Raw genomic sequence first — 11,602 nt, 5'->3', positions numbered from 1 at the left:
TACGCGGCGTTTTTTATATCTGCCCAACACAGTAGAATGCTCGGGTTTTGGCGAATTAGGAACAGCGGTGAAAACAGTTGATCAGCTGGTCTTCGAGGCGGCATATAGCCATTTGGAACAGGGCAACTACGGCTTCCTGTGTACCATTGTCTCTACCGTAGGGGCATCCCCGCGGCCATTGGGTTCCCTGCTTTTTCTGGGCAATGATGGCGAAGTCACCGGCTCCTTGTCTGGGGGCTGCATCGAAGATGACCTGCTGGAGCGTCTGCTTGGCAACGAGCCGACAAGCCATGCTCCAGAAATCATCGAGTACGGTGTCACACCAGAGGAAAACGAGCGCTTTGGTTTGCCCTGCGGTGGCAGGATGCAAGTCATGGTGGAGTGTTTGATGCCGGGCTCGCAGCAGCAGGTCGATTTGTTGTGCCTGGCGGGGGCGCTGGCCGGAAGGCGGGGAGTGCGGCGCATTGTTGACCTCGAGCAGGGGGGCTGGCAGATCGATGATATCGACCACTGCGAGACTCTGAAGCTTAGCGATAGCCTTTTACAGCAAGACTTTGGTCCTCGTTACCAGTTGTTGCTGGTGGGGGCCAACGAGCTGGCGCGCTGCATTGCCGAGTTGGCTTTGGCCATGGATTACCGAGTTCTGGTCTGCGACCCCAGGGAGGAGCGTTTGCAACAGTGGCATTGCTTGGGCGCCGACACAGTGTGCCAGATGCCTGACGATGCGGTCAGGGAGCACGCCACCGACCCCTACAGTATCGTGATAACCCTCACCCACGATCCCCGCATTGATGATATGGCCCTGATGGAAGCCTTGCAGAGCTCGACATTGTTTTACGTCGGGGCGTTGGGATCTCAGCGCACCAGCGACAAGCGCCGCCAGCGGCTGTTGCAACTGGAGCTCAATGAGTCGCAGATTGCCCGCCTGCACGCCCCGGTGGGACTGCCCATCGGCAGTAAATCGGCGATGGAAATAGCCGTGGCGGTAATGGCAGAGTTGACCCAGTGCCGGGCCAAGGCCAAACGGGCAGCAGCGGAGCGCCAATCGTCATGAGTCTGCCGCTGCTGATTCTGGCGGCGGGCAGCAGCCGCCGGTTCGGCGACATCGACAAGCGGCGGCTTACTCTCCCCAAGGGAGGTGAGATGCTGCGAGCAATGATTCGGCGGGGTGGCAAGGCGGGCCTGGACGTTCGACCGGTGCTGCGTCGCGGGGATCCCCTGGCGGATCAACTGCCGGTGCCGTCAATATTGGTGGATGGCGCGGAAGCCGGCATGGGCGCCAGCCTGGCCGCAGCGGTCGCGCAACTGTTGGCAGATGATCCCGATGGCAGCCGGGAGGCGATGTTGGTCATGCCCGCCGACTTGCCTCTGATTCGAATCCATTCAATACGAGAAGTGGCGGCCAAGGCGGCGGGGGATCGGGTGGTCGTGCCCTTTTGCCAGGGGCATCGCGGCCATCCAGTGGCTATCGGCCGCCAATTTTGGCCCGAGCTGCTGTCCCTCTCCGGAGATAGCGGCGCCAAAGGCTTGATTCAATCCCTTCGCCAAAACCGGGCAGGCAGTGTTTTGCCCCTCGAGTTGGCGGACCCCGGTATATACCGGGACGTGGACACGCCGGCGGCGCTGGCAGAGGTGGTTAAGTCGCTAGACCCGCCGACGCCGTGAGGTCCTTAGGTTTGAATGCGGTGTTTCTCAAGCAGGCCGATAAAGGCGCGGGCGGCATTGGACAGGCTGCGATTGCGGTGGTGCACGCAGCCCAACTGGCGATGGAGGTATCGACCCTCGAGCTTCAATGCCGTTACCGAATCATCCAGCAGGGTGAGAGGCAAAATACTCCAGCCTAAACCAATGCTCACCATGACTTTGATGGTTTCCAGGTAGTTGGTGGACATCCCCACATTCATCGCCAGCCCCTGCTCGTCAAACAGTTGCTTGATGATTTGCCCGGTGTAAGTGTTCAGTCCGGGTGGCAGGGCTGTGTAACGGCTCAACATGGTGGCGGTCACCGTTCCCCTGTCGGCCAATGGGTGGTCTCGGGCCACGGCCACCATCAAGGGATCATCCCAAATCGCGATGCTTTTCAGCTGTTCTTCTTTGCTGGGAGCCAGGGTGATCACCGCCAAATCCATTTCACCGTGGAGGATGCGATCGTGGGCCCGCTCCGAATCCATAAAGTCGATATCCAGCTGTACACCGGGATGGCGGCGGGTAAACTCCCGCAGTACCGGTGGCAAGCGGTGCAGGCCGATATGGTGGCTAATGCCCATGCTCAGCCGTCCCGCCACATCTCCCCGCAGATCATCGATACTGCGTTGGGCTTCATCAATATCTAGCAGAATCCGCTTGGCCCGGGGTAGCAGGGCGGCGCCGGCCTCAGTGAGATTAACGTGACGGCCGATGCGGTCGAACAGCCGGCAGTTTAATTGCCGCTCTAATGCGGCGATGCGTTTTGACACGGCCGGCTGGGTAAGGTGAAGCTGCTCGGCGGCCTGAGAAAAGGAGCCGGCATCCGCCACCGCCAAGAAAGCATTCAATGACTGGGTATCCATACGGTCTAGCTTAACTATTCCATTGTGGAATTCAAATAATAAAAAATATGAATTTGAGTTATCTTCTGCCTGTCCTTAAAATGCATGCCATATCTAACTACGACGGAAGAGACAGTGATGGCGGGCAAAACCCTCTACGACAAACTTTGGGATGACCACGTCGTTAAAACCCGGGACGACGGCACTTCCTTGATTTACATTGATCGGCAGCTGGTTCACGAAGTGACCTCGCCCCAGGCCTTTGAGGGGCTGAGGCTGGCGGGTCGCAAGCCCTGGCGTATCGACGCCAATTTGGCAACGCCGGACCATAACGTGCCCACTGAAAAGACCCAGCGCAGTGGCGGGGTGGACGGTATCGAGGACGAGGTCTCGCGGATTCAGGTACGTACCCTGGATGAAAACTGTGACGAATTCGGTATCACCGAGTTTGCCATCAACGATGTGCGCCAAGGTATTGTGCACGTGGTGGGCCCGGAGCAGGGCGCGACCTTGCCGGGCATGACGGTGGTTTGTGGTGACTCCCACACCGCCACCCACGGCGCGTTGGGGGCCCTGGCCCACGGTATTGGCACTTCTGAAGTAGAGCATGTGCTGGCCACCCAGTGTCTGATCCAGAAAAAAAGCAAAAACATGCTGGTGCGGGTCGATGGCGAATTGGGCCCAGGGGTAACCGCCAAAGATGTGGTACTGGCCGTTATCGGTAAAATCGGTACCGCCGGCGGTACCGGTTATGCCATTGAGTTCGGCGGCGAGGTGATTCGCAAACTGTCGATGGAAGGGCGGATGACCATCTGCAATATGGCCATCGAGGCCGGTGCCCGGGTGGGCATGGTGGCGGTGGATCAAACCACCATCGACTATGTGGCCGGGCGGCCCTTTGCACCCAGCGGCGATCAGTGGCAGCAGGCGGTGGATTATTGGCAAACCCTGCACAGTGATGACGATGCACAGTTTGACGCAGTGGTGACTCTGGATGGCGCCGATATCCAGCCGCAAGTGACCTGGGGCACCAGCCCGGAAATGGTTGGCCCGGTAGGTGGTCAGGTGCCGGCACCGGAGGATTTCGACGATCCGGTCAAGCGCAGTGCCTGTGAGTCGGCGTTGAACTACATGGGGCTAAAAGCCCATCAGAGCATTACCGACATTCAGTTGGACAAGATCTTTATCGGTTCCTGCACCAACTCCCGCATCGAAGATCTGCGTGAGGCAGCTGCCGTGGTCAAGGGTAAAAAAGTCGCCGCCAATGTCAAAGAGGCGCTGGTGGTGCCCGGGTCGGGTTTGGTCAAGCAACAAGCCGAGCAGGAGGGCCTGGATAAGATCTTTACCGAAGCGGGCTTGTTGTGGCGGGAGCCGGGCTGTTCTATGTGTCTGGCGATGAACGCCGACAAACTGGGGCAGGGCGAGCACTGCGCGTCCACCTCTAACCGCAACTTTGAAGGGCGTCAGGGCTTTGGTGGTCGCACCCACCTGGTGAGCCCGGCTATGGCGGCCGCAGCAGCCATTGCCGGTCACTTTGTTGACGTTCGAGACTTTATGAAGGGGGATGCCGCATGAAAGCCTTTACCACTCTCAAAGGCATAGCCGCGCCGATGGATCGCGCCAATGTCGACACCGACATGATCATCCCCAAGCAGTTTCTGAAGTCCATCAAGCGCAGTGGCTTTGGCCCCAACCTGTTTGATGAACTGCGCTATCTGGATGAAGGGCGCCCCGGCCAGGACTGCAGTCAGCGTCCATTAAACCCGGATTTCCCTCTCAACCAGGCGCGCTATCGGGGAGCCTCGATCTTGCTGGCCAGGGAAAATTTCGGCTGCGGTTCCAGCCGTGAGCACGCGCCCTGGGCGCTGGAAGATTATGGGTTTCGCTGTGTCATCGCCCCCAGTTTTGCCGATATATTTTTCAATAACTGCTTTAAAAATGGGATACTTCCTATTGTTTTAAAAGCAGAAATTGTCGATAAGCTCTTTAAGGAAATGTACGATCAAGAGGCTTATGCCCTCGAGGTCGATCTGCCGGCGCAAACTATTCGCACGCCATCCGGGGACGAGATTCCCTTCGAGGTGGACAGCTTCCGCAAACATTGCCTGATTAACGGTCTGGACGACATTGGCCTGACTCTGGAGGACGCCGAGGACATTCGCGCCTTCGAAGCCAAATGGCAGCAAAAATCGCCCTGGTTGTTTAGAGCCAGTTAGATTGATCCAGAATTTTGACTCTTAGAGTGAGACGCGCCACGCGCGCTCTGCTACCTAGATAGGAAATTGCCAACGTGACAAGCACAGCAAAAACCATCGCGATCCTCGCCGGCGACGGCATCGGTCCAGAAATCATGGCCCAGGCCAGTCGGGTTCTGAGCCTGGTCAATGAAAAGTGGCAGCTCAACCTCGCATTGGAAGAGGCTCTGGTTGGTGGCGCCGCCATCGACGCCACAGGCACGGCGCTGCCGTCGGAAACCATGGCCCTGTGCGAAAAGGCGGATGCCATTTTGCTGGGTGCGGTGGGTGGCCCGAAATGGGATAACCTGCCCCCTGCAGAGCGGCCAGAGAAAGCCGGTTTGCTGGCGATTCGCTCCAAGCTGGATCTGTTTGGCAATCTGCGCCCGGCGCTGTTGTACCCCCAGTTGGCCGATGCGTCCTCGCTGAAGCCCGAACTGGTGGCTGGGCTGGATATCCTGATTGTGCGGGAGCTGACCGGCGGCATTTACTTTGGTCAGCCCCGGGGCATCCGCGAGCTAGAGGGCGGTGAGCGCCAGGGCTACAACACCTACGTTTACAGTGAGTCCGAAATTCGCCGTATCGGCAAGGTCGCCTTTGAATTGGCTCGCAAGCGCGGTGGGCGGCTGTGCAGTGTCGATAAGGCCAATGTATTGGAAGTCACCATGTTGTGGCGGGAAGTGATTCAGGACATGGCCAAGGATTACCCCGACGTAGAGCTGAGCCACATGTATGTGGATAACGCCGCCATGCAGCTGGTACGGGCTCCCAAGCAGTTTGATGTAATGGTGACCGGCAACATGTTTGGTGACATTCTCTCCGATGCGGCTGCGATGTTGACCGGTTCCATCGGCATGCTGCCTTCGGCATCACTGGACGTAAACGGCAAGGGCATGTACGAGCCCTGTCACGGCAGCGCACCGGATATCGCCGGCCAAAACAAGGCCAATCCATTGGCGACGATTCTGTCAGTGGCGATGATGTTGCGCTATTCCCTTAATCAGGCGGAGGCGGCCCAGGCGATTGAAGATGCGGTTAGTCGGGTGCTGGACCGCGGCCTGCGCACGGCGGATATTGCCGCAGAGGGCGAGGCAGTTGTGAGCACCACAGAAATGGGTGACGCTGTAATCCAAGAATTCCAATAAACCCCGGCGTTGAAATGACTTCAAAGTTAGAGGACAGGAATGATGAAAAAAGTAGGATTTGTAGGCTGGAGAGGCATGGTTGGCTCAGTATTGATGGGCCGCATGTTGGAAGAGAAAGACTTTGACGGCATTGAGCCGATCTTCTTTACCACCTCCAACGTGGGGGGCGAGGGTCCCGCTATTGGCCGCGAGATACCGCCATTAAAAGACGCCTCGGATATCGGCGAATTGGCAGCGATGGATATTATTATCTCCTGCCAGGGCGGTGATTACACCAAATCAGTATTCAAGCCCCTGCGTGACAGCGGTTGGGACGGCTACTGGATCGACGCGGCGTCCTCACTGCGCATGGAAGACGACGCCATTATCATCCTCGATCCAGTCAACCTGGATGTGATCAAGGGTGGCCTCGATAAAGGGGTTAAAAACTACATTGGCGGCAACTGCACCGTCAGCCTGATGCTGATGGGCATTGGTGGCCTGTTCCGGGAAGGCTTGGTGGACTGGGTGAGTGCCCAGACTTACCAGGCGGCCTCTGGCGCCGGTGCGCAAAATATGCGGGAGCTGATCAACCAGATGGGCGCCATCCGCGACAGTGTCGCCACCGAGCTGGCCGACCCCCGCAGTAATATCCTCGACATCGACCGCAAGGTGGCTGAGGCCATGCGGGGCGAGTCCTTCCCCACAGAAAACTTCGGCCACGCCCTTGGGGGGAGTTTGTTGCCCTGGATCGATACTGCCCTGGAAAATGGCCAGAGCCGTGAAGAGTGGAAAGCCCAGGCCGAAACCAACAAAATCCTCGGTCGCTCCGCCAGCCCTGTACCGATTGACGGTACCTGTGTGCGTATCGGCGCCATGCGCTGCCACAGCCAGGCCTTGACCATCAAGCTAAATAAGTCGGTGTCTATTGAGTCTGTGGAAGAGATCATCGCCTCAGCCAACGACTGGGTCTCCGTGGTGCCCAATGACAAGGAATCCACCCTCGCAAAACTGACCCCTACTGCGGTCACTGGTACCTTGGGTGTACCGGTGGGGCGTTTGCGCAAAACCAACATGGGCGACCAGTTCCTGAATGCCTTCACCGTGGGTGATCAGCTGCTCTGGGGTGCGGCTGAGCCGCTGCGCCGGATGCTGCGTATTTTAATGGGTGACATCGGCTAGATGAGCATCACCGAGGCTACCTTAGAAAACCTGAATAAAGTGGCGGTGGCTGGGGTGGATACCCTGGTCGGCGAGACGCTGCTCGACAAGCTGGGTGAGCTCCATATGCCATCACCCTTAGCCATCGGCTACAGCGATGACGCAGAGCCGCCCATGTATCGAGGGCGGCCACTGCCGCTAACAACGCTATCGGCGCTGGATCTGTCGGCGATTGAGGTATTGTTGGTCCTGCCGGGCCTTCCGGATAGCGAGCTGGTAAGTCGGGCCGAAGATGCGGGAATTCGACTACTGGACTGCGCCGACATCCTGGCCCAGCGGGATGATTGTCTACTGGTCGGGGCGGACCTGCCCGGCGAGGCAGGTAGCCTCAGTTGGGCGATTGCCGATGTGGTGAGCCACAATGTGGCTCTGGCTCTTGCCGGTGTGGAGGGTATTGCCCGTATCGATCTCAGCGTTGTGCTGCCAGTCTCCGTTGCCGGTCGCCCTGGCTTGGAGACGCTGGCGGCGGAAACGGCGCGAATGCTCAACGGTCAGCCCCCACCAGCGTCGTCTTTTTCCCAACCCCTGGCTTTTAATGTCGCGGTTGATGCCTCCGCTGCCGAGATCGAGCAAAACCTGTCCCGCCTTTTGACGGTGGGTAATTTTGCGCCTCAGGTAAACTGTCTTGCCAGCATGGCTTCTGCTTTTCATGCCCATCTTTGCCAAGTACGGGTAGAAACCGACCAGAGTGTCGATTTGCCGTCGTTGCGGGAACGATGGGCCGGTAATAGCTTGCTGGACTACCTGCCCGGTGAGGCCCCATCGGCGGTCGCACTGGCCGACAGTGAGCGGATACAGGTCGGGGCTCTCTTTGCCGATCGTCGCAATCCCAATGCCTTTCGCTTCGCTCTGAGCGGGGATTATCTGCGCCACGGTGTGGTAAATACTTGCATCTCTTTGCTTCAATTCTTGATAAAAAACGCCAGCTAGCTAATATTTACGCAAAATACCGGATATAAATTCTAGGTCTGGTGCCACCATGATAAGGCGTATGCCGATAGTCATGAGCTCCCTGGTGGCAATTCGGACTCCTATACCATCCGCAATGAGAACGGTGACGATATGTTGAGTAACAGGCTGGCCAAGGCGGTACTTCTCGCCGGGGTCCTGCAAAGTGGTCTGGTGCATGCGCTGGGCGTGGGTGAAATCTCGCTCAAATCCTCCCTGAACCAGCCCCTCGAGGCCAGCATCCCACTGCGGGACGTGGGTGAACTCAGCGAAGCGGAAATTCTCGTCAAGCTGGCCGATCGTCAGACCTACCAAGAGTCTGGCATTGACCGCACTCAGTTTTTGTCCAAGCTTAAATTCAGTGTTGAGGTCAACGAAGCGGGGCTTAGCCAAATTCGGGTGACCACTCAGGACCCGGTGGTTGAACCCTATCTCGATTTTATCGTCGAGCTGCGCTGGCCCAATGGCCGCATGCTGCGGGAATATACCCTGCTGCTGGACCTTCCCCAATACGGTGGTGACAGCGCACCGGTGCAAGCCGCACAGCGCAGTGCGTTGACGTCGCCGACGGATACCACCAGCAATGCTTCGGACGCTGCGGACAATACGGTAAAAAAGTCTGAAGTGGTTGAGCCGGGCGGTGCCCGGGGACCTGCGGCGCCGGTGGCCCCTGAGGCGCGGCCAGAAGCTCAGCAAACGGTGCTACCCCCCGCTGAAGATCCCGACGAATATCGCATTCAGCACAAAGATACCATGTGGCGCCTGGCGGAGCGTTTCCGCCCCAGTGCGCTGGTGACCACCCAGCAGACCATGATCGCGATTTACAACAAGAACCCCGACGCGTTCATCGGCAACAATATCAACCAGATTAAATCCGGCTATGTGCTGCGTTTGCCCAGCGAATCTGAAGTGCAGGCCGTGGATCCCTATCAGGCAATTACCGATATCCGCGACCAAAACCGCCGCTGGCGGGGCGAACCGGCTGCCTCCAGCGCTAGCGCTGCAGCGGAGCCTGCGACCACTGCGCCACAGGTAGATGCCACTAAATCAGCGGAGCCCACGGGTCCCGCGCCAGCATCCAGCGATGGTGGGCGCTTTTCACTGAGTGCGGGCAGCGAAGGTGAAGCTGGCAGCGGTGATGTCGCTGACCTTGAGCGTCAGCTGCAAGAAGAGAAGGAGGCGCTGGAGAGAGCGCAGCTTGAAAACGAGAATATGCAGTCCCGGGTCACGGAAATGGAGACCCAGATCGAGACACTGCAAAAACTGATTGCCCTGAAAAACCGCCAGCTGGCGGCCCTGCAAAGTGGCGTCAGTGAAAGCGATCTCGCCGAGACGGATCAACAAAACTTGCAGGACAGCAGCGCGGAAGCAACAGAAGAAAGCGCAGCGGAGGGACAGGCTGACGCTGTAGTGGCAGACAGCAATGCGGCAGATGAGGCGGCGGCACAAAGTGATGGCGCTGCCAAACAGGAAGACGCCACACCGAAGCAAGCCAGCGAGTCTGAGCCAACTCCTGCGGCGCAGAGCACGCAATCCAGCAGTGAGCCCTGGTACAGCAACCGCATGGTTCAAATGGTTCTGGGTGCCCTGGTCATTATAGTGTTGTTGATATTGGCCCTGCGGCAGCGAGCAAAAGATCGCGACGAGGGCGAGCCCAAGTATGAGCCCGTTATTGAGGGCGACGATAACACCGGGTTTGTTGACGGGGCGGGCGCCGCTGAAACCGCTTTGGATTTTGATCAGCTCAATGAAGAACCCGGCGCCGAGGGTGGCGAAGAGGGCAGCGGTGAGGATACCGCCTTTGCCGCGGCATCTTCCCTTGACCTGGATGATCTCGACGATCTGGATCTGGACAAGCCGGCCTCAGACAGTGACCTGAGCGAAGGCAGTGCCGATTGGGAGCAGTCCGCGGCTTGGGAAACGGCCACAGAAGGCGGTGCCGAGTCGGTGCAGCCCCAGACTGACGACGTGATGTCTGAAGCCGAGATTTACGTGGCCTATGGGCGCTATGACCAGGCCTCCAGTTTGCTGAAAAATGCCATCGCCCGGGACCCGGAAAACAGTGCCCTGCGGGTGAAACTGATTGACTTGTACCTGGACACCCGAGATCGGGACAACTTCCAGCAAGCCTTTGCCGAACTTCGTGAGATGGGTGACGAAGATGCCGTAGCGAGGGTCAAGGAATCGATGTCTGCCATCGAGGGGGTCAGCGACTGGTTGGATGAGCCCAGCGCCGCAGCGAGTGGCGACATGGCTAGCGACAGTGCTTCACTGGACGCACTGGATGACGAACTGGCCTTCCTGGACAGCGACAGCGAACTCGAAGCACCGGCCGATGATGTCACTCAAGCCGAGCTGGAAGAAAGCCCATCGGTATCGGATAACAGCGAAACTGAGGTCGCGGGCAACAGTGACTTTGAGTTGGACTTTGAAGAAGCCCAGCGCGATGCCGATGAGGGTGATCTGGATTTCGACACTGACTTCGATCTGGGAGACCTGGACGCAGCGATTGGGGAGACGGAAGAGCAGGGCAGTGAGTTTTCTGCCGCTGGTGAGGAGGCCAGTTTCTCCGAGCCGGCACAGGAAGACGATCCCGAACTGGATATGGATTTGTCCGAGTTTGAATTGGATACCTTGGATCCGGAACCTGTGGCACCTGAAGCGGGTTTGGGCGGGGCTGAAACGTTAGACATAGACACAGCTGAAGAGCCGCTGGCTTTAGAAACACCGGCTGAAGAGACTCCAGCAGAAGAACCGCTGGCCGAAGAACCGCTAGCCGAAGAACCTGGGGAAAGCGACTTGTCCGAGCTGGACATGGACCTCTCCGACTTTAATTTCGATGCCGATGACGCGACCTCAGAAGCGGGCGAGGAAGCATCCGCCAACGAACCTGAGTCATCAGACGCGGAAGACGATTTCTCAGTCGATCTGGAAAGTGACCTGAGCTCAGATCTGGGGGCAGACTTTGGCGATAGCCTGGACAGCCCCGATGCTGACATCGAGGACGACCGGCAAGTAGAGAGTCAGCCCGCTACCACCTTTGACAGTGATGACCTCAGTATTGAAAGCAGTGAGCCAGCCAGCGAGGAAGCGGAAAGCAGCGCTGCTGATAGCTTGGCGGGCGCCGGTGACACGAGCAGCGAGTTCGACTTTGAAGACGATGGCAGTGAAGAAACGCTGAATGCCCTGATGGAGGCTGCCGACGCCGAGGCGGATGGTGAGCTAAGCGCCGACTACGCCGATGAACTGATGCAAACTCAGGACGACACCGTGGCCGCGCCGGAGGCCACTACCCCAGCTCCCACCGACAGCGGTGATTTGGATGTTGAGGAATTGGTGTTTGACGAGTTTGACGCAGACCCCGAGGAGGGCGGTGAGTTCTCTTTGGGCAGTGATGCCGATGAGGTGGCTACCAAGCTGGATCTGGCTCGCGCCTACGTCGACATGGGCGACAAAGATGGCGCCCGGGAGATTCTCGACGAGGTGCTGGAAGAGGGCGACGACGCCCAGCGCAGTGAAGCGCAGGGCCTGATCGACCAGCTGTAAG

The 11,602-nt window shown here is 58.4% G+C and carries 9 protein-coding genes; 8 read left to right on the top strand and 1 reads right to left on the bottom strand.

The annotated features are described in order from the left end of the window. The first annotated feature begins 67 nt into the window (after positions 1 to 67). Together I6N98_RS10260 and I6N98_RS10255 are read left to right on the top strand one after the other, a co-directional pair. On the top strand, positions 68 to 1,054 hold the full coding sequence (locus I6N98_RS10260; protein WP_198568278.1) for an XdhC family protein: 987 nt from the start codon (positions 68 to 70) through the stop codon (positions 1,052 to 1,054). Further along, positions 1,051 to 1,665: a nucleotidyltransferase family protein gene (locus I6N98_RS10255; RefSeq protein WP_198568277.1), complete on the top strand. Its 615-nt coding sequence runs from the start codon at positions 1,051 to 1,053 to the stop codon at positions 1,663 to 1,665. The genes I6N98_RS10260 and I6N98_RS10255 overlap by 4 nt, the downstream gene beginning before the upstream one ends. Positions 1,666 to 1,670: 5 nt before the next feature. Here the strand turns inward: I6N98_RS10255 and I6N98_RS10250 are convergent, their stop codons facing one another. After that, positions 1,671 to 2,549, bottom strand: coding sequence for a LysR family transcriptional regulator (locus I6N98_RS10250; protein WP_198568276.1), 879 nt, complete (start codon positions 2,547 to 2,549; stop codon positions 1,671 to 1,673). A gap of 117 nt (positions 2,550 to 2,666) precedes the next feature. On the opposite strand from I6N98_RS10250, the gene leuC reads away from it, so the two are divergent. The 6 genes from leuC (at position 2,667) to I6N98_RS10220 (ending at position 11,601) form a co-directional block, all read left to right on the top strand. Further along, positions 2,667 to 4,103, top strand: coding sequence for a 3-isopropylmalate dehydratase large subunit (gene leuC / locus I6N98_RS10245; protein WP_198568275.1), 1,437 nt, complete (start codon positions 2,667 to 2,669; stop codon positions 4,101 to 4,103). Next, complete coding sequence (leuD, locus tag I6N98_RS10240; protein WP_198568274.1) at positions 4,100 to 4,744, top strand: 3-isopropylmalate dehydratase small subunit; 645 nt, start codon at positions 4,100 to 4,102, stop codon at positions 4,742 to 4,744. The genes leuC and leuD overlap by 4 nt, the downstream gene beginning before the upstream one ends. A gap of 74 nt (positions 4,745 to 4,818) precedes the next feature. Next, positions 4,819 to 5,907: a 3-isopropylmalate dehydrogenase gene (leuB, locus tag I6N98_RS10235; RefSeq protein WP_420496964.1), complete on the top strand. Its 1,089-nt coding sequence runs from the start codon at positions 4,819 to 4,821 to the stop codon at positions 5,905 to 5,907. A gap of 42 nt (positions 5,908 to 5,949) precedes the next feature. Beyond that, on the top strand, positions 5,950 to 7,068 hold the full coding sequence (gene asd / locus I6N98_RS10230; protein ID WP_198571614.1) for an aspartate-semialdehyde dehydrogenase: 1,119 nt from the start codon (positions 5,950 to 5,952) through the stop codon (positions 7,066 to 7,068). Further along, complete coding sequence (locus I6N98_RS10225; protein ID WP_198568273.1) at positions 7,069 to 8,037, top strand: Asd/ArgC dimerization domain-containing protein; 969 nt, start codon at positions 7,069 to 7,071, stop codon at positions 8,035 to 8,037. A 132-nt stretch (positions 8,038 to 8,169) separates the two neighbouring features. Further along, positions 8,170 to 11,601 (top strand): FimV/HubP family polar landmark protein, encoded by a 3,432-nt coding sequence (locus tag I6N98_RS10220; protein ID WP_198568272.1) that lies wholly within the window; start codon positions 8,170 to 8,172, stop codon positions 11,599 to 11,601. The last annotated feature ends 1 nt before the right edge of the window (position 11,602 follow it).

Source organism: Spongiibacter nanhainus (assembly GCF_016132545.1).
GTDB classification, from domain to species: Bacteria; Pseudomonadota; Gammaproteobacteria; order Pseudomonadales; family Spongiibacteraceae; genus Spongiibacter; species Spongiibacter nanhainus.
Note: the sequence above shows the minus strand (reverse complement) of the source record. Positions and strands in the feature narration are given on the sequence as shown.

What these genes read in the sequence shown, in the direction of transcription:
- asd (WP_198571614.1), top strand. Translation starts at nt 5,950, where the DNA reads ATGAAAAAAGTAGGATTTGTAGGCTGGAGAGGCATGGTTGGCTCAGTA.
- I6N98_RS10250 (WP_198568276.1), bottom strand. Translation starts at nt 2,549, where the DNA reads ATGGATACCCAGTCATTGAATGCTTTCTTGGCGGTGGCGGATGCCGGC.
- leuD (WP_198568274.1), top strand. Translation starts at nt 4,100, where the DNA reads ATGAAAGCCTTTACCACTCTCAAAGGCATAGCCGCGCCGATGGATCGC.
- I6N98_RS10255 (WP_198568277.1), top strand. Translation starts at nt 1,051, where the DNA reads ATGAGTCTGCCGCTGCTGATTCTGGCGGCGGGCAGCAGCCGCCGGTTC.
- I6N98_RS10225 (WP_198568273.1), top strand. Translation starts at nt 7,069, where the DNA reads ATGAGCATCACCGAGGCTACCTTAGAAAACCTGAATAAAGTGGCGGTG.
- I6N98_RS10220 (WP_198568272.1), top strand. Translation starts at nt 8,170, where the DNA reads ATGTTGAGTAACAGGCTGGCCAAGGCGGTACTTCTCGCCGGGGTCCTG.
- leuC (WP_198568275.1), top strand. Translation starts at nt 2,667, where the DNA reads ATGGCGGGCAAAACCCTCTACGACAAACTTTGGGATGACCACGTCGTT.